This is a genomic window from Synechococcus sp. SynAce01 (assembly GCF_001885215.1).
In the GTDB taxonomy this organism is placed as follows: domain Bacteria; phylum Cyanobacteriota; class Cyanobacteriia; order PCC-6307; family Cyanobiaceae; genus Regnicoccus; species Regnicoccus frigidus.
Genome location: NZ_CP018091.1, coordinates 1,679,496 through 1,696,618, shown reverse-complemented (window position 1 = coordinate 1,696,618; position 17,123 = coordinate 1,679,496). Strand labels below are relative to the sequence as shown.

Sequence of the window (17,123 nt, the reverse complement as noted above, 5' to 3'; positions counted from 1 at the left end):
CGATGGCGCCATGCTAACGGTTCAATCACGTCTGATCACGGGTCCGCCCTACGGTCGATTGGGTACCTTCCACTTCGATGGCCGCTGAGCCAGGCTCTGCCTCCCCAACCTGTGGACTGCTCCATCCCCGCCAACGGGCCTGGGTGGAGGTAGACGGGGCCGCCATCGCCCGCAATGCTCGCCGTCTCAAGGCCCTGCTGGCCCAAGGCTGCGAGCTGATGGCGGTTGTCAAGGCCGATGGCTACGGCCACGGTGCCCTGCCGGTGGCCCAGGCGGCCCTCGCCGGGGGGGCCAACAGCCTCGGTGTGGCCACCCTCCAGGAGGGAGTGGAACTGCGCCAGGCGGGGATCGAGGCCCCCTTGCTGGTGATGGGCAACCTCAGCGAACCCGAGGAACTGAGGAGCTGCCTGCACTGGCAGCTGATGCCCACGATCAGCAGCCAACGCCAAGCCCTGCTCTGCCAGAGCCTGGCCAGTGGCAGTGGCCGCCGCATGGCCCTGCATCTCAAGCTCGATACGGGCATGACCCGTCTGGGCATTGACTGGCCAGACGGGGCCCAGCTGTTGGCGGTGCTCAACGGGCTCGATGCCGTGCAGGTGGCCGGGGTGTATTCCCATCTGGCCGATGCCGACAGCCCCGATGATGGCGACGCCAGCCTGACCGCCTTGCAAAAGCTGCGGTTTGGGGCGGCGCTCCAGGCGATGGCCAGCCAGGGGCTGTCCACAGGCCGCCGCCACCTGGCCAACTCGGCAGGAACCCTGCGCAGCCCATCCCTCCACTACGACCTGGTGCGGGTGGGGCTGGCCCTGTATGGCCATTGCCCTGCTCCCCATCTCGGTGGCAGCGTCGCACTGGAGCCGGCGATGGACGTTCGCGCCAGGGTGACCCTGATCCGCGAGGTGCCCACCGGGGTAGGGGTGAGCTACGGGCACCGTTTCCTGACCCAGCGGCCGAGTCGCTTGGCGGTGGTGGCGATTGGTTACGCCGATGGGGTGCCCAGGCGCCTTTCCAACACGCTGACGGTGTTGTTCGGCGAGAAACGGCTGGCCCAGGTCGGTGCCATCACCATGGACCAGCTGATCATCGATGCCACCGACTGCCATGAACTGGTGCAGGGATCGGTGGTGACCCTGCTCGGCAAAGAAGGTGGCCAGGTGATCGGACCGGAGCACTGGGCCGAGGCCTCGGGCACCATCTCCTGGGAAATCCTCTGCGGCTTCAAGCACCGCCTGCCGAGGCTCCAGGCCGAGGCAGGTCGGCGAGAGCGCTGATAAGCTCGGATCGCCCCTGGAGAGGTGGCTGAGTGGTTGAAAGCGGCTCCCTGCTAAGGAGTTACAGGAGGCAACTTCTGTCGAGGGTTCGAATCCCTCCCTCTCCGTTTCTTTGATGCCCTGGCTCGCGCCGCTGGCGCCAAGACCGGCGTGCTGGGCGTTCTGCCCCCAGCTTCAGTCAGGGCGCCGGCAGGCCTGGGCCAGCCGGCGGGCCAGCTCCGGCAGCAGGGTGTGGTCGGTAGCGCGGGCAGCACCCTCGCTGAACACCACCAGGATGAAGGGATGGTGGCCATCAATCTCCACATAGGCGGCGTCGTGGCGCGCCTGGCTCATCCAGCCGGCCTTGCTCCACAGCCTCGCCCTCTCCGGTAGGCCTTCACCGAGGAAGCCATCCACCTGGTTCTCCGGATCGGCCCGTCGTTCACCTGGATCCAGCGATCGCCTGAGCAGGTGACGCATCCGGCTGCAGGCCGGGGGTGAGACAAAGCTGCCGGCCACAATCGCGTGCAGGAGGCGCGCGGTGGCCTCAACACTGAGCCGGTTGCGGTTCTCCATCGCCGGTCCATAGAACTGGCGTTCCCGTCCATAGGGGCCATCACCCCAGGTTTTCTGACAGAGATTGCAACCCGTCAACTCGGGCCAATCCAGGCCGCCGAACCAGCGATTGAGCAGCTGACGCTGGGCGATCCAGGCCTGCAGCTTGGCCTCAGGCAGAGCCGGGCCACTGCTGGTGCCGCTCAGCACGTCCACCAGCAGGGATGTGGCGTCATTGCTGGAATCCCTGATCATGTCGGCCATGGCCCGCCTCAGTTCGCTGCCGTCCTCGATCAAGCGAGCCTGCAACCAGGCCTCCACCCCGGCCAGAACAAACAGTTTCACCACACTGGCTGGATAAACGGCCTGGTCTCCCCGCCAGCAGGCGCCAGAGACGGGCTCGGTCCAGAAGGCCTGTGGATCGCTCAGGCTGTCCGCCCTGCCGATCAAGGAACGGTCGTAACGCAGCCAGCACACCGAGAGCTGGGCCGCGAGTCCGGGGCGGCCCTGTTGCTCCAGTTCGCGGATCCGCTCGTGCAGGATGTCGCCCATCGCCCCCTCAAGGCGGTAAAACGCCATCAGCCAAGACCGCAACAATGCTGAGATTAGGCACCTCAATCCCCAGCTCTGGGCCCCGGGCTGCGCTGCCAGCGGGCACGCCGGCGGCAGAAGAGCTGCTGATCGCAGGCAGTTGCTGGCGCTTGGGGCGGCCACTTGATGGCTACAGCCGGATGCGGGGTTCGGGCTTGGCCACCCAGGTCGCCGCCGGGCGCTGCCTGGACGTGCTTGAGCCCTGCTCGGCCAGGGGCGGGCGATTAAAGGTGCGCTTGCTCGAAGACGGCTATCCCTGCTGGCTAGAGCAGGCCGACCTGCTGGGCGCAGCCCTGGCCGCAGAGCCACCCCGGCGCCGCCTGCTCGATCCAGGCCGGATCGAGGCGGCGCTCCCGGCTGTGCTGCACTACGCCAGCCAGGCGGCTGACAAACCCAACCACTACCTCTGGGGTGGCACCACGGGCCCGAATTACGACTGCTCCGGCCTGGTCCAGAGCGCCTTTGCCAGTGCCGGAATCTGGATCCCCCGGGATGCCTATCAACAGGAACGCTTCTGCCAGGCGGTGGCGATCCGCCCCAGCCTGTTCAGCCTGGTGCGGCCTGGGGATCTGATCTTCTTCGGCCGACCACAACGCTGCACCCATGTGGGGCTGTATCTGGGCAAAGGCCGCTATCTGCACAGCTCAGGAGCCGAGCATGGCCACAACGGGCTGGCGGTGGATCAGCTTGCCGCCCACAGTCGCGATCCGGTGGCCAGCCACTACCGCAGCGAACTGCGCGGAGCCGGCCGGGTGGTGCGCTGCCATGACGGCACAACCCTTCCCTGAGCAGGCGGCTGGAGGCAGCGGCTCCCGTAGGTTGCAGGCCCCCATACCTGCCAAACGCCATGGGCGAACCGAGCCAACTCGAGCTCTCGGTGGTCATCCCCCTGTACAACGAGCAGGACAGTGTGGCGTTGCTACTGGATCAGCTTCTGGCCGTTCTGCGGCCGATGGGGCGAAGCTTTGAGCTGGTGCTGGTGGATGACGGCTCCAGCGACGGAACCGCCGCCGCCCTAGCAGCGCAGGCCAGCCGGATTCCGGAACTGGTGGCGGTGGTGCTGCGCCGCAACTACGGCCAGACAGCGGCGATGGCGGCAGGGTTCGATGCCAGCGCTGGGGAGGTGCTGATCACCTTGGATGGCGATCTGCAGAACGACCCTGCCGACATCCCCCTGCTGCTGGAGCGCTTGGATCAGGGCTACGACTTAGTCAGCGGCTGGCGCCACCAGCGCCAGGATGCGGCGCTGCAGCGGCTGCTCCCTTCCAAGATCGCCAATCGCCTGATCGCCCGGGTCACGGGCGTACGGCTCCACGATTACGGCTGTTCGCTCAAGGCCTACCGCCGCGAAGTGGTGGCCGATCTCAACCTCTATGGCGAACTGCACCGTTTCCTGCCGGCCCTGGCCTTCATCGAGGGAGCTCGGATCAGCGAGGTGAAGGTGAACCACCACGCCCGCCGCTTCGGCAGCAGCAAGTACGGCATCGATCGCACCTTCCGGGTGCTGATGGACCTGCTGACGGTCTGGTTCATGAAGCGATTCCTGACCCGACCCATGCATGTCTTTGGTTTCGGCGGTCTGGCCTCCCTGGCTGTTGGGCTGGTGATCAGCCTGGTTTTATTGGGCGAAAAGCTGATCTTCGATGCCGATATCGGCAACCGGCCGTTGCTGTCGGTGGCCGTTCTCGCCATCCTGGCCGGCGTCCAGTTGTTCTGCTTCGGCCTGCTGGCCGAACTGCAGATGCGCACCTATCACGAAAGCCAGGGTCGGCCGATCTACCGGGTGCGGGACACCTTGCGCGGCCGTCTCAGTGGCAGCGGCAGCGGCTGAGCCGCCGGCTTGCCACGGAATCGGACCAGCCCCTCGGCGGCCAGGGCCGCCACCCGTGGATCGGAATCAAGACGGCCCCGCCGCAGAAAGGGCAGCACGGAGCGATCCCCCGATCGCAGGGCCAGGTGGATGGCCGCGAGCCGATCGTCGCCTCTGCCGCGAAAGGCGACAGCGAGTTCGCGCAGGAGCCGTTGCTTCTGCCGCTCACCAGCGCTGAACGACCCAAACTCCAAATCAGTGACCGCTGCCCAGCCAGTGGCCTTGTCCTGGATCTTGGTCTTGGTCTTGGTCTTGGTCTTTGCGACCAGACTGGCCGCCGGCAAAGCACGCCCTGGGCTGGTCCCTCCCCGGGCCGAAGCCCGCTGGCCCAGGCCGGGACGACCGAGCAGCCAGGCGACAAGAAAAATGCCGGTGATCAGGACGCCACTGAAGAACGCCATCAGCTGAAGAGCTCCATGGGGGATTGATTTTTATGTCACCCCTGGCGACCCTGCCAGGTGAGCCCGGAAGTGCTCGATACAGTACCGCCGGTTGCTGTATTGGCCCGAGCCATGACTGGAGAATTCGCCGCCGCCTGGCTGCCGTCCATCCTCGTTCCATTCGTTGGAATCCTTGGCCCGGCCATCGCCATGGCCCTGTTGTTCAACGTGATCGAAGCCCGCGACTGAGCCCAGCGATCCCCTGCGGATTGCCTCCCTGCGCGTGGCCTGCTGCGTTCGTTCCCTTCCCCGTTCTTTTCCATGACCGTGCAACCCGTCGCTGATGCCACCGTCGGCAATCTGGCCACTCCCGTCAACAGCAGCTATTTCTCCAAGGCGTTTCTGAATGCCCTGCCGGCCTACCGGCCTTCCCTGTCGCCGAACCGTCGCGGCCTTGAAGTGGGCATGGCCCATGGCTTTCTGCTCTACGGACCGTTCGCCCTCACCGGTCCCCTGCGTCTGACCGAATACGCCAGCACCTCTGGCCTGCTGGCCACGATCGGGCTGGTCTCGATCCTCACGATCTGCCTGTCGATTTACGGCACGGCGGGCACTGGTCCCAATGTCCAGCCCCCCGACGCCACGATCGACAACCCACCTGCCGACCTGTTCACCAAAGCCGGTTGGGCCGAATTCGCCAGCGGCTTCTGGCTCGGCGGTTGCGGCGGCGCCGCCTTCGCCTGGTTCCTGGCTGGCAGCCTGATGGGCTCGCCACTGATGAAGCTCACCGGCGGCCTGGCCGGCCTCAGCTGAGTCACACCCGCCATCCAAGGGCGGGCCCAGGCTCTGAGCCCCACTCAGGTGGGGCTTTTTCATGCGCTATCGCCACCCCTACCGCAGGCCTCCATCCAGCCCCCTTTGCCGACGCCTTAGAACAGCCCTTGAAACACGGATCAGCCGAGCGGCTGCAACAGCCCCATGTCGGTGTCGGACCCGTTCTTGAAACGCCCCGTGCTCACCCTGGTGGTGAGCCTGTTGGTGGTGATGGTTGGCCTGATCAGCCTTCAGGGACTGCAGGTGGAAAACCTGCCACCGATCGCGCCGATCAGGGTCAATGTGCGAGCGAACTATCCCGGTGGCGGCGCCGCCGTGGTGGAGCAGGGCGTCACCACCCCCCTGGAGCGCCAGTTGAACGGGCTGGAGCGACTCGAAACGATCCGTTCCACCAGCTCGGCCAACAGCAGCTCGATCACCCTGACCTTTGAGGGGGGCAATCCCGAGCTCAATCAGATCAACGCCCAGAACGAAGCCTCCCTGGCCAACCCGCGCCTGCCGCCCCAGGTCGCGCGGCTGGGGGTACAAGTCAGGCGCAGCTCCGACGATCTGCTGATGGTGCTGAGTTTCAGCGCGCCCGAGGGGCTGTTCGAACCCGCTTTCTTGAGCGGCTGGTTGGATGAAAAGCTGCGGGACACGCTGCAACGGGTGCCAGGGGTCGGCAATGTGGCCGTCGTCGGCAGCAGCCCGCTGGCCTTCCGGCTATGGCTGGATCCCAGGGCTCTCGAAACACGTGGGCTGACGATCAGCGATGTGGTGGACGCCCTGCGCGAGCAGAACGTGCTGGCGGCCCTGGGCCAGGTGGGCGATGCCCCCAGCCCAGAAAATCAGGAAACCACCTTCCCGTTGGAGATGGAAGGGCGGCTGCGCAGCGTGCCTGAACTCGAAGAGCTGGTGGTCGCCAAAACCCCCAACGGCGGGGTGGTGTTGCTCAAGGAGGTGGGGCGGGTGAGCCTGGATCTCGAAGACTTCGAGAGCACGGCCATCAATCTGGGCGGCGATCCCACCGTGGCGGTGCTGATCTTCCAGCGGGACGGTAGCAATGCCCTGGATGTCAGCAATGCCGTCAATGCCTCCCTCGCCGAGATCGAGACCAGCTTCCCGCCAGGCATGGAGCTGCAACGGATCGTCGATGTGGCCGATACGGTGCGCGAAAGCATTCAGCTGACCTGGAACAGCTTGCGCGATGCGGTGCTGCTCGTGCTGCTCGTGCTGCTGGTGGCCTTGGGCAACAGTCGACTGGCCTTGGTCAGCGCTGTGGCGGTCCCGGTTGCCCTGATTGGCAGCATCACGGTCTTACGGCTCACAGGCAGCTCGATCAACACGCTCACCTTGTTCGGCATGGTGCTCGCCACCGGACTTGTGGTGGATGACGCCATTGTCGTCAGCGAAGACATTGGTCGGCGGCTGGAAGCCGGCGAATCGCCGATGCGGGCCGCCCGCAATGCCATGCAGGAACTGGGGGGTGCCGTGATCGCCACCTCCTTGGTGCTGGTGGTGGTCTTCCTGCCGGTGCTGGCCATTCCCGGCAGTGTCGGCCGGCTTTACCAACCGATCGCGATCACGATTGGCGCCACGATTCTCTTCTCCACCCTCAACGCCCTCACCTTCACTCCCGTGGCTGCCAGCTGGCTGCTCGGCCATGGCTGGAAGGAACCCGATTGGCTGAGCCGGCTGCTGCAGCGCCCCCAACGCTGGCTGGACCGGCTGCGCCACTGGTACGGCAAGGCCTTGGAACGCAGCTTTCGGCGCCGCCGCCTGGTGCTGCTCGGATTACTCGGCGGGCTGGTGCTGGCGGGCTGGGGCCTTGGCCAGCTGCCAACCGGCTTCATCCCCCAAGAAGACGACAGCCAGGTGCGCGGCGTCGTGGTGCTCCCCGGTGGTGCCTCACTGCGCAGCACCGAGCGGGTGGTGGAGAAGGTCCGGCAGGTGGTGGCCGAAGAAAAGCTGGTGCGGGTCGGCAACTTCTACGCCGGCCGCTCCTTCGGCGACAGCGCCCCAAACAGAGGCATCTTCTTCCTGCGCCTACAACCGCTGGAGCAGCGGGGCAACGCCAAAGAAAACAGCAACGAAGCCATCGCCCAACGGCTGGGGGCGGCCATGCGCGAACAGATCCCCGAGGCCACGGTGCTGCTGAGTGTCCCTCCCCCCGTGCGGGGATTCAGCAGCGAGGGGGGGCTGGAGCTCGAACTGCTCGACATCAGCGGCGGCCGGCTCAATCTCAGCGACTTCGAGGCCGAGGTGCGGAGCTTCATCGCAGCGGCCAACGCCACCGACGCCTTTGAGCGGGTCAGCACACGCTTCAGTGCCGACGCCCCCTTGCTGCGGCTTGAACCGGATCGGCTGCGGATGGCCTCCCTCGACCTCGATCTCGACACCGTCGTCGACACCCTCGGGGCCAGCTTTGGCAGTCGCTATGTGAACGACAGCTTTGAAGGGGACCGGGTGCGGCGGGTCGTGGTCCAGCTTGATGGCGAAGACCGGCGCAATGCCGAAGACGTGCTGGCCTTGAAAGTGCGCAGCCGCGGCGGTGACCTGATTGCGCTGGGGGAAGTGGCGCGGCTGGTTCCAGCCACCGGGCCCACCTCCATCAACCGCAGTCGCCTGTCACGCTCAATCACCGTGCAGGCCCTGCCCAAGGACGGCGTCAGCACAGGCCAGGCCATCGCCATCCTTGAGCAGGTCAAGCAGGAGCAGGGCAGTCCGGTCACCGACCTCGAATGGGTGGGACTGGCCCGAGAGGAGCGTCAGGCGGGCGGCAAGACCCAGCAGCTTTTTGTGCTGGGCCTCGTGACGACGTTCCTGGTGCTGGCCGCCCTCTACGAGAGTTTCCTCGATCCGATCATCATTTTGATCACCGTTCCGCTGGCCTTGCTGGGAGCGTTGCTAGGTCTGGCTGGTCGGGGACTCTTTCTGGACATCTACGCCCAGGTCGGAATGCTGGTCCTGGTGAGTCTGGCGGCAAAGAATGGAATCCTGATCGTTGAATTTGCCAATCAACGTCTGCAGGAAGCGATGGCCCTGCGCGAAGCGATCGAAGAGGCCGCCATCAGCCGCCTGCGGCCGATTGTGCTGACAGCCCTCACCTCACTGGCGGGTTTTCTGCCCCTGGTTTTCGCCACGGGTGCCGGCGCTGCCAGCAGGGTGAGTATCGGCACTGTGGTGTTCTCCGGCCTGCTGGTGGCCACGGCACTCACCCTGTTCGTGGTGCCGGTGGTCTATCTGGAAATGAAATTACTGGAAGGCAGGAAATGGTGGCCCAAGCGCGGCTCTTCCCCAAGCGAATCGGAACAGTAAACAGTCGTCAGATCAGAGCGAATCACCGACTCTGGGACAGGGCGAACAGATCAGCACATCATTGAATATACGTGGGTTTTGCTGCCCAAAGGGAGCAGCGGCTCGTAGGGCCAGCAGGGCTCGCAGGGCCAGGCAGAGAAAACTGTGGCCATACACAAAGAGGCTGAACCCTGGACCTGGCAGCCAGCAAGAAAGACGGGCAACAGACAGTTAGGCAGGCAGGCGGGCAATCCTTTTCCCAATAAAAAACCCCAGCAGTAGCCGGGGGGAATGGTTGAGGTTCGTCCCTCGAGAATTAGGTGGGAGTGAGGCGTTAGCCGAACTTCCCGGATGTAGAGGCGATCAGGAAAGCACCGTACGTGAGGATGTAACCCACAGAGAAGTGCGCCAGACCAACCACACGGGCTTGAACGATCGAGAGTGCAACCGGCTTGTCACGCCAGCCAACCATGTTGGCGAGCGGTGTGCGCTGGTGCGCCCAGACGATGGTCTCGATCAATTCCTGCCAGTAGCCCCTCCAGGAGATCAGGAACATGAATCCTGTCGCCCAGACCAGGTGACCGAAGAGGAACATCCAGGCCCAGACAGCCAGGTTGTTCGTCCCGAACGGGTTGTAACCGTTGATCAGCTGGGAGCTGTTGAGCCAGAGGTAGTCGCGGAACCAGCCCATCAGATAGGTGCTTGATTCGTTGAACTGAGCCACGTTGCCCTGCCAGATGGCGAGGTGCTTCCAGTGCCAGTAGAAGGTGACCCAACCGACGGTATTGAGGGCCCAGAAAACCGACAGGTAGAAGGCGTCCCAGGCTGAGATATCGCAGGTGCCGCCACGGCCGGGGCCGTCGCAGGGGAAGGAGTAGCCGAAGTCCTTCTTGTCAGGCATCAACTTGGAACCCCGGGCGTCGAGTGCACCCTTGACCAGGATCAAGGTGGTGGTGTGCAGTCCAAGGGCGATGGCGTGGTGAACAAGGAAGTCACCAGGGCCGATCTGCAGGAACACATCGTTGGTTCCCGAGTTGATCGCTTCCATCCAGCCAGGCAGCCAGACAGCGCCGTAGTTAGGCCAGGCCGTGGAGGCAATGCTGTCGGCATTCGACAGGAAGACATCCATGCCGTAGAGCAACTTGCCACTGGAGGCTTGAACGAACTGAGCGAAGACCGGCTCCACCAGGATCTGCTTCTCGGGGGTACCGAAGGCCACGACCACATCGTTGTGGACGTAGAGGCCCAGGGTGTGGAAACCGAGGAACAGGGATACCCAGCTCAGGTGGCTGATGATCGCTTCTTTGTGCTCGAGCATCCGAGCCAGAACATTGTTCTTGTTGGCTTCGGGGTCGTAATCACGGATGAAGAAGATCGCACCGTGAGCGAAGGCACCGACCATCAGGAAGATGGCGATGTACTGGTGGTGGGTGTAAAGCGCTGCCTGCGTTGTGTAGTCCTTGGCGATGAACGCATAGGACGGCAACGCATACATGTGCTGAGCCACCAGGCTGGTGATCACCCCGAGCGAAGCAAGGGCAAGTCCGAGCTGGAAGTGCAGGGAGTTGTTGATCGTGTCATAAAGGCCCTTATGACCGGCACCAAGCGCGCCACCGAACGGTGTGCCCTGAGGAGGATTGTGAGCCTCCAGAATCTCCCGGATCGAATGGCCGATCCCGAAGTTGGTGCGATACATGTGGCCAGCGATCACAAACAGGCAGCCGATCGCCAGGTGGTGGTGGGCGATATCGGTGAGCCAGAGCGCCTCGGTCTGGGGCTGGAAGCCACCCAGGAAGGTGAGGATCGCTGTACCAGAACCTTCGGAAGTTCCGAAGACCTGATTGAGAGTGTCGGGATTTTCGGCATAGACCCCCCAGTTGCCGGTGAAGAACGGAGCCAGACCGGCTGGGTGAGGAAGCACGTTGAGGAAGTTGTCCCAACCGACGTGCTGGCCTCGGGCCTCGGGGATGGCCACGTGGACCAGGTGACCGGTCCAGGCGATGGAGCTGAAACCGAACAGAACAGCCAGGTGGTGGTTCAGCCGGGATTCAGCGTTCTTGAACCAGGCCAGGGAAGGCAGGAACTTGGGCTGAAGGTGGAGCCAACCGGCGAAAAGCGCCCAAGCCGAGAGGATCATCATGAAGATGGATCCCTGATAAAGCTCGGCGTTGGTGGTCATGCCGATCGTGTACCACCAGTGGTACAGACCGGAATAAGCGATGTTCACCGGGGAGGTTGCGCCCGCCTGGGTGAAGGCGGTGATGGCCCCCTGGCCGAAGTGAGGATCCCAGATCGCGTGAGCGATGGGACGGACGTGCAGCGGATCGGCGACCCACTGCTCAAAGTTGCCCTGCCAGGCGATATGGAACAGGTTTCCCGAAACCCAGAGGCCGATGATCGCCAGGTGACCGAAGTGAGTGGAGAAGAGCTTTTGGTAAAGCTTCTCCTCCGTCATCCCGTCATGGCTCTCGAAGTCGTGAGCCGTGGCGATGCCGTACCAAATACGGCGGGTTGTCGGGTCCTGTGCCAGACCCTGGCTAAACGAAGGAAATTTCGTTGCCATGTGGAAAGGTCAGGAGGAGGTCAGCCGACCGCGACGAGTCGGGCCAGGAAGAACGCCCAGGTGGTAGCGATACCGCCCAGGAGATAGTGGGCAACGCCAACGGCGCGACCCTGGATGATGCTCAGCGCCCGTGGCTGAATCGCTGGAGCAACCCTCAGCTTGTTGTGAGCCCAGACGATGGACTCAATCAGCTCCTGCCAGTAGCCGCGGCCGCTGAACAGGAACATGAGGCTGAAGGCCCAGACGAAGTGAGCACCGAGGAACATCAGGCCATAGGCACTCGAGGAGGAGCCATAGCTGTTGATCACCTGAGAGGCCTGGGCCCAGAGGAAATCACGCAGCCAACCATTGATGGTGATGGCGCTTTGAGCGAAGTTGCCGTTGGCGATGTGCTGAACAGTGCCATCCGGATTGACGGTTCCCCAGACATCGCTCTGCATTTTCCAACTGAAGTGGAAAATCACGATCGAGATGGAGTTGTACATCCAGAACAGACCCAGGAACACGTGGTCCCAAGCTGAAACCTGGCAGGTACCGCCACGGCCGGGGCCGTCACAGGGGAAGCGGAAGCCCAGGTTCGCCTTATCGGGGATGAGCCTGGAGCTGCGGCTGTAAAGCACACCCTTCAGCAAGATCAGCACGGTGACGTGGATCGTGAAGGCGTGGATGTGGTGGACCATGAAGTCGGCCGTTCCCAGGGGGATCGGACCGGCGGCCACCTTGCCACCCACAGCAACAACGGCTCCGTTGAACACCTCGCTGACACCGGAGAGCGCGTTAGGCGCTGTGGTGCCGGCAGCGGCGGCATGCAGTCCCTGAATCCACTGAGCGAAAACAGGTTGCAGCTGAATGGCGGAGTCACTGAACATGTCCTGGGGACGGCCCAGAGCACGCATGGTGTCGTTGTGGATGTAGAGGCCGAAGCTGTGGAAGCCCAGGAAGATACACACCCAGTTGAGGTGGCTGATCAGGGCATCGCGAGCCTTGAGAACGCGATCGAGCACGTTGTCCACATGCTTGGCCGGGTCGTAATCGCGGATGAGTGCGATAGCCGCGTGGGCACCAGCCCCAACGATGATGAAGCCACCAATCCACATGTGGTGGGTGAATAGCGACAACTGAGTTGGGTAATCGATCCCGATGTAGGGATAGGGAGGCATCGCATACATGTGATGCGCCACGATAATGGTCAGCGACCCAAGCAGGGCCAGGTTCACGGCCAACTGGGCATGCCAGGAGGTGGTCATGAACTCGAACAGACCATCGTGGCCCTTCGGAGCGGGGAACAGCAGGGGATCACCCTTCTGGCCTTCAAGGATCTCCTTCAGGCTGTGACCAATTCCCCAGTTGGTGCGGTACTGGTGGCCGGCAATGATGAACAGGACCGCGATCGCCAGGTGGTGATGGGCGATGTCTGTCATCCAGAGGCTGCCAGTGACGGGATTCAATCCACCTTTGAAGGTGAGGAAATCGCTGTAGGCAGCCCAGTTCCCGGTGAAGAAGGGCGCAAGCCCTGCTCCAAAGCCTGGGAAGAGCTGGGCAATCAGGTCCTGATTGATGAATTCATGGGGCAGGGGGATGTCCGCCACCGAAGCAATGACCTTGCCATTGAGCGACAGAGGGGCCCCAGCGTCGATGGCATCCATCAACTGGGTGGTGGGCAGGGACACATGCAACAGGTGTCCAGTCCAGGAGAGGGAGCCCAGTCCGAGAAGACCGGCCAGATGGTGGTTGAGCATCGACTCAACGTTCTGGAACCACTCCAGCTTTGGAGCTGCCTTGTGATAGTGGAAGACACCGGCATTGAGCATGAGACCGGCCATCACCAAGGCGCCGATTGCCGTGCAAAGCAACTGGAACTCATTGGTGAAACCCCAGGCTCTCCACACATGGAACAGGCCTGAGGTGATCTGGATGCCGTGGAAACCGGCGCCCACATCGGCGTTGAGAATCTCTTGGCCAAAGATCGGCCAAACCACCTGCGCACTGGGCTTGACGTGCAGGGGATCGGCCAGCCAACCGGTGTAGTTGGAGAAGCGGGCACCGTGATAGAAGGCGCCGCTGAGCCAGATGAAAATGACGGCCAAGTGGCCGAAGTGAGCACTGAAGATCTTGCGGGAAACTTCCTCAAGATCACTCGTGTGGCTGTCGAAATCGTGAGCGTTGGCGTGGAGGTTCCAAACCCAGGTGGTGGTTTTGGGACCTTTGGCGAGGCTGCGATCGAAGTGGCCGGGCTTGCCGAGCACATCGAAATCGACAGGAACAGGGTTCCGATCGACGGAGACCTTCGCCTTTGTCCCACGCTCTGGTGGGCTGATGGTCATCGAGACGTTCCTCGAGGGACGGGATCGAGGTGGGGGTCCACCCCTCGGGCGCAGGCGGGAAGCCTGGCCGGTGGGTCTCATGGCGTTGGCAGAACAGGCCCGCCGCGGCCATGGAAACCAGGGAGACAGAGGACCAGCTAATCGCCAGAACCCCCTGCCACAACTGGAGCTGAAGTCCCAATGAAGGGACCGCTGGCGAGAGTATAAGGGCGTGTTTCGGGCCCCTAGGCGCGGAAGTAACAAAGGTTCAATCCAGCGGCTCTCCTGTCAGCGACAGGGCTCTAGCAAGGGATACTTATCAACGAGCCAAGGAATTCTGCATTGCTTTTGTTATTCAAAAATTTGCTATTCCAACCATCAGTCGCCAGCAGAGCCAGGCCCGCCAGGCAAGGGACCCACGCAAGCGGCGCGCAGACTGGTCCCAGGGACAGGGGCCTTCAAGGGTGATCCGATGATCTCGTTGGGACTTCGATGGCTGGCAGCGACGCTGCTCTCCCTGACCGTGCTCCTCTGCGGAGCCTGGAGTGTGTGGCCATCTGCCGGTCCGGCCGCTCCAACCAACCGGGGGCCCTCCCCCACCAATCCAGCTGGTGCCCTGCAGGAGGTTGCTCCGCCGCTGGCGGTTCAGCAGGTGCAGGCCCTGCTGGCTGAGCGGCAACCGCGGTTGAGGATCCTCTCGCCCGCCAACGACGCGATGCTCCCCGCAGGCCCCTGGGATCTGGAGCTCGAGATCGACGACTGGCCCCTGGTGGGACCAGGCCCCCTCGGGATCGGCCCCCACCTCGTGGTTCAGCTCGACCAACAGGAACCCCTGCGGCTGAGTGATCCGCCCAGCGACGGCCTGGCCCCCGTGCGCTTGCACCTGACGATGGCCCCACTCAGGCCCGGCAGCCACAGGCTCAGTGTCTATGCCGCCAAACCCGGGGGTGAGGCGGTGAAATCAGCTGGTGGTTTCCGCCAGGTCAGATTGCACCGCGCCGCCGTCAATCCTGCCGAACTACCCGTCGCGGGCTCTGCCCAGCTGATCAGCGCCATTCCTTTTGATCAGGTAAGGGAGCAGCCTGTCCCGATCGACTGGTTGCTGGTGGATGCTCCGCTGCAGAGGCTGCGTGATGACGATCGCCACTGGCTGCTGCGGGTCACGGTGAACGGCGACAGTTTCCTGGTCGATCGCCAGACCACCGTCTGGCTAACGGGCTTGCGCCAAGGCGGCAATGCGGTGCAACTGGAGCTTCTCGACAGCCTCGGCGACTCCCTCAACCCTCCTTACAACAGCCTGGTCGAAGAGGTGACCCTCGCTCCGGAAGGCGACAACCGCTGGCTTCAGGGGACACTCTCGGCCGCTGAGCTCGATCAGATCCTTGGCCGGGCGGCAGCCGAGCCGATGGGCCCCAACGCAACCAGCTTGCCGCTGCCAACCGGCGAAAGCCCGGAGCCAACCGTTGCTGACGCGGCAGAACCGGACCCAGCCAATTCCGATTCCGCAGAAGAGCCGCCAGCCCAACCAGACCAACACGTTGAACCCGTAACAGCAGAGAGCGATCCACCCCAGCGGCAGGATCCGGAGACCAGCGCCGAAACCGATGCCGTCGTCCTTTCCAACGAAGCTGTCGTCCCGCCCGACGCGGCTGGCAACGGCCTGGACCGGCCGGATGACAAGTTGAGCTGATGGGCGAACACATCTGCTGGGGTCTGGGTCTGAGTCGCTCCAGTGGGTCGGTTCTGAGTCGGCTGGAGCAGGCCGGCCTGCTGCAGCGAGCAGCTGCGGACGCACCGCTCGCTGAGTTTCTGGCCCAGCATTGGGACAGCGCCGCCGCGTTCGTGGTGGTAGGCGCCTGTGGCGCAATCACCCGACTGATCGCGCCCCTCCTCAAAGGCAAAGCCGAGGACCCCGCCGTCGTGGTGGTGGATCCGGCTGGTCGCTTCGCCATCCCCCTGCTGGGGGGGCATGGGGCCGGTGGCGAATCCCTCAGCCAGCGGGTGGCCGCCCTGCTGGGGGGGCAAGCGGTGCTGAGCGGATCAAGCGGCGCCGCGGGTCGCCTGGCCCTCGATTGCTTCGGCCGGGACTGGGGCTGGCGGCGGGGCGGCGGCGATTGGGATGGGCTGATGAAGGCGGCGGCGCGGGGCCGGGGCCCTGAGCTCCAGCAGGAGGCCGGCCTGACCCTCTGGCAGCAGCTGGACGCGGCGGCCGCCGGGCCCAAAGCGCAACTGGAGTCGGGCCTTTCGCTGCACGTCAGCCACCGCCAGGGCCCAGGCTGCCGCTGGCACCCGCCCTGCCTATGGCTGGGGATCGGCTGTGAGCGAGACACGAGCCTCAGCCTGCTGGTACGGGCTGTCGATCAGGCCCTCAGCGAGCACCAACTGGCGCCGCAAGCGGTGGCCGGGCTGGCCAGCGTCGATCGCAAAGGGGATGAACCGGCCCTTCTGGCCCTGGCGCAGCAGCGAGGCTGGCCGCTGCGCCTGTTTGGGGCCACGAGCCTGGCCCCGGTGGCGGTACCCACCCCATCGCTGGCTGTAGAGAAGGAAATGGGCACCGCCAGCGTCGCCGAGGCCGCAGCCCTGCTCGCCGCAGGACCGGAGGCTTCACTGCTGGTCAACAAACGGATCGAGCGGGCAGCCAGCGCCGCACTGGGCCTGGACGTGGGCCCAGAAGGGGCGCCAGAGCAGGGGGCCGCCACCTTGGCGATCGCCAAGGCCGCCAGCCAATGGGCGCCCGCCCAGGGGCACCTCCACCTCATTGGCAGTGGCCCAGGCAGCCTCGATCTGCTCACTCCCGACGCCCGCCAGGCCCTGGCCCTCAGCACGGTCTGGGTGGGCTACGGGCTCTATCTCGACCTGCTTGAGCCGCTGCGGCGACCCGACCAGTGGCGCTGCGACGGCCAACTCACCCAGGAACGCCAACGCTGTGCCCAGGCCCTGGATCTGGCCAGCCAGGGCCTGACGGTGTCCCTGGTCTCCTCAGGAGACAGCGGCATCTACGGCATGGCCGGGCTGGCCCTGGAACTGTGGCTGCAGCGCGAGGACGGCAGCAGACCGGGCTTCAGCGTGCACCCCGGCCTCTCTGCCCTGCAGCTGGCGGCGGCCCGGGTCGGGGCGCCGCTGATGCACGACTTCTGCACGATCAGCCTCAGCGATCGGCTCACGCCCTGGCCATCGATCGAGAGGCGCCTGCGGGCTGCGGCCTTGGGCGATTTTGTGGTGGCTCTCTACAACCCTCGCTCGCTCGGCCGCGACTGGCAGCTGGCCAGGGCCCTGGAGCTGCTGGCCGAGGGGCGCACCACCGCCATTCCCGTGGTGCTGGCCCGCCAACTGGGCCGCCAGGAGGAGCAGGTCAGCCTGCACCGGCTCGGCGACCTCCCCCACGACCAGGTCGACATGCTCAGCCTGGTGCTGGTGGGCAACAGCACCACCCGGCTGCAGGACGGCCGGATCGTGACCCCGCGCGGCTATCCAGGCGCTGAACTGGGCCAGGCCTGATCA

Annotated in this window: 12 protein-coding genes and 1 tRNA gene; 9 read left to right on the top strand and 4 right to left on the bottom strand. The window is 64.4% G+C overall.

The window, feature by feature from the left end; genetic code table 11:
- The first annotated feature begins 77 nt into the window (after positions 1-77).
- Together alr and BM449_RS08785 are read left to right on the top strand one after the other, a co-directional pair.
- Complete coding sequence (gene alr / locus BM449_RS08790) at positions 78-1,271, top strand: alanine racemase (protein WP_071800915.1); 1,194 nt, start codon at positions 78-80, stop codon at positions 1,269-1,271.
- A gap of 18 nt (positions 1,272-1,289) precedes the next feature.
- A tRNA-Ser gene (locus tag BM449_RS08785) sits at positions 1,290-1,378 on the top strand.
- A 67-nt stretch (positions 1,379-1,445) separates the two neighbouring features.
- On the opposite strand, the gene BM449_RS08780 is transcribed toward BM449_RS08785, so the two are convergent.
- The gene (locus BM449_RS08780; RefSeq protein ID WP_071800914.1) at positions 1,446-2,384 is read right to left on the bottom strand and encodes a serine hydrolase; all 939 of its coding nucleotides are present in this window, start codon (positions 2,382-2,384) and stop codon (positions 1,446-1,448) included.
- Positions 2,385-2,449: 65 nt separating this feature from the next.
- Here BM449_RS08780 and BM449_RS08775 point away from each other — a divergent pair, with 65 nt between their 5' ends.
- A complete protein-coding gene (locus BM449_RS08775) occupies positions 2,450-3,184 on the top strand; it encodes a C40 family peptidase (RefSeq protein WP_071802138.1) in 735 nt (244 codons plus the stop codon).
- A 59-nt stretch (positions 3,185-3,243) separates the two neighbouring features.
- On the top strand, positions 3,244-4,227 hold the full coding sequence (locus BM449_RS08770) for a glycosyltransferase family 2 protein (protein WP_071800913.1): 984 nt from the start codon (positions 3,244-3,246) through the stop codon (positions 4,225-4,227).
- On the opposite strand, the gene BM449_RS08765 is transcribed toward BM449_RS08770, so the two are convergent.
- Positions 4,173-4,667, bottom strand: a complete 495-nt coding sequence (locus BM449_RS08765) for a hypothetical protein (protein ID WP_071800912.1) — start codon at positions 4,665-4,667, stop codon at positions 4,173-4,175. The two genes, BM449_RS08770 and BM449_RS08765, sit on opposite strands and share 55 nt — an antisense overlap.
- A gap of 111 nt (positions 4,668-4,778) precedes the next feature.
- Here BM449_RS08765 and BM449_RS08760 point away from each other — a divergent pair, with 111 nt between their 5' ends.
- The 3 genes from BM449_RS08760 (at position 4,779) to BM449_RS08750 (ending at position 8,777) form a co-directional block, all read left to right on the top strand.
- Positions 4,779-4,895 (top strand): photosystem I reaction center subunit VIII, encoded by a 117-nt coding sequence (locus BM449_RS08760; RefSeq protein WP_071800911.1) that lies wholly within the window; start codon positions 4,779-4,781, stop codon positions 4,893-4,895.
- Between the two features lie 72 nt (positions 4,896-4,967).
- Positions 4,968-5,459, top strand: a complete 492-nt coding sequence (locus tag BM449_RS08755) for a photosystem I reaction center subunit XI (protein WP_071800910.1) — start codon at positions 4,968-4,970, stop codon at positions 5,457-5,459.
- A gap of 165 nt (positions 5,460-5,624) precedes the next feature.
- Positions 5,625-8,777, top strand: a complete 3,153-nt coding sequence (locus tag BM449_RS08750; RefSeq protein WP_071800909.1) for an efflux RND transporter permease subunit — start codon at positions 5,625-5,627, stop codon at positions 8,775-8,777.
- Between the two features lie 313 nt (positions 8,778-9,090).
- Here BM449_RS08750 and psaB read toward each other — a convergent pair whose 3' ends face one another.
- Together psaB and psaA are read right to left on the bottom strand one after the other, a co-directional pair.
- On the bottom strand, positions 9,091-11,319 hold the full coding sequence (gene psaB / locus BM449_RS08745; protein WP_071800908.1) for a photosystem I core protein PsaB: 2,229 nt from the start codon (positions 11,317-11,319) through the stop codon (positions 9,091-9,093).
- Between the two features lie 20 nt (positions 11,320-11,339).
- Positions 11,340-13,643, bottom strand: a complete 2,304-nt coding sequence (psaA, locus tag BM449_RS08740; RefSeq protein ID WP_071800907.1) for a photosystem I core protein PsaA — start codon at positions 13,641-13,643, stop codon at positions 11,340-11,342.
- Positions 13,644-14,103: 460 nt separating this feature from the next.
- Here psaA and BM449_RS08735 point away from each other — a divergent pair, with 460 nt between their 5' ends.
- Both BM449_RS08735 and cobJ read left to right on the top strand, forming a co-directional pair.
- Positions 14,104-15,312, top strand: coding sequence for a hypothetical protein (locus BM449_RS08735; protein ID WP_162922858.1), 1,209 nt, complete (start codon positions 14,104-14,106; stop codon positions 15,310-15,312).
- Positions 15,312-17,120, top strand: a complete 1,809-nt coding sequence (cobJ, locus tag BM449_RS08730) for a precorrin-3B C(17)-methyltransferase (protein ID WP_071800905.1) — start codon at positions 15,312-15,314, stop codon at positions 17,118-17,120. Before BM449_RS08735 ends, cobJ begins: the two co-directional genes overlap by 1 nt.
- Positions 17,121-17,123: the final 3 nt, after the last annotated feature.

Excerpts from the sequence above, each read along its gene's own strand:
- alr (WP_071800915.1), top strand. The coding sequence starts at position 78 with ATGGCCGCTGAGCCAGGCTCTGCCTCCCCAACCTGTGGACTGCTCCAT.
- BM449_RS08780 (WP_071800914.1), bottom strand. The coding sequence starts at position 2,384 with ATGGCGTTTTACCGCCTTGAGGGGGCGATGGGCGACATCCTGCACGAG.
- BM449_RS08770 (WP_071800913.1), top strand. The coding sequence starts at position 3,244 with ATGGGCGAACCGAGCCAACTCGAGCTCTCGGTGGTCATCCCCCTGTAC.
- BM449_RS08765 (WP_071800912.1), bottom strand. The coding sequence starts at position 4,667 with ATGGCGTTCTTCAGTGGCGTCCTGATCACCGGCATTTTTCTTGTCGCC.
- BM449_RS08760 (WP_071800911.1), top strand. The coding sequence starts at position 4,779 with ATGACTGGAGAATTCGCCGCCGCCTGGCTGCCGTCCATCCTCGTTCCA.
- BM449_RS08755 (WP_071800910.1), top strand. The coding sequence starts at position 4,968 with ATGACCGTGCAACCCGTCGCTGATGCCACCGTCGGCAATCTGGCCACT.
- BM449_RS08750 (WP_071800909.1), top strand. The coding sequence starts at position 5,625 with ATGTCGGTGTCGGACCCGTTCTTGAAACGCCCCGTGCTCACCCTGGTG.
- psaB (WP_071800908.1), bottom strand. The coding sequence starts at position 11,319 with ATGGCAACGAAATTTCCTTCGTTTAGCCAGGGTCTGGCACAGGACCCG.
- psaA (WP_071800907.1), bottom strand. The coding sequence starts at position 13,643 with ATGACCATCAGCCCACCAGAGCGTGGGACAAAGGCGAAGGTCTCCGTC.
- cobJ (WP_071800905.1), top strand. The coding sequence starts at position 15,312 with ATGGGCGAACACATCTGCTGGGGTCTGGGTCTGAGTCGCTCCAGTGGG.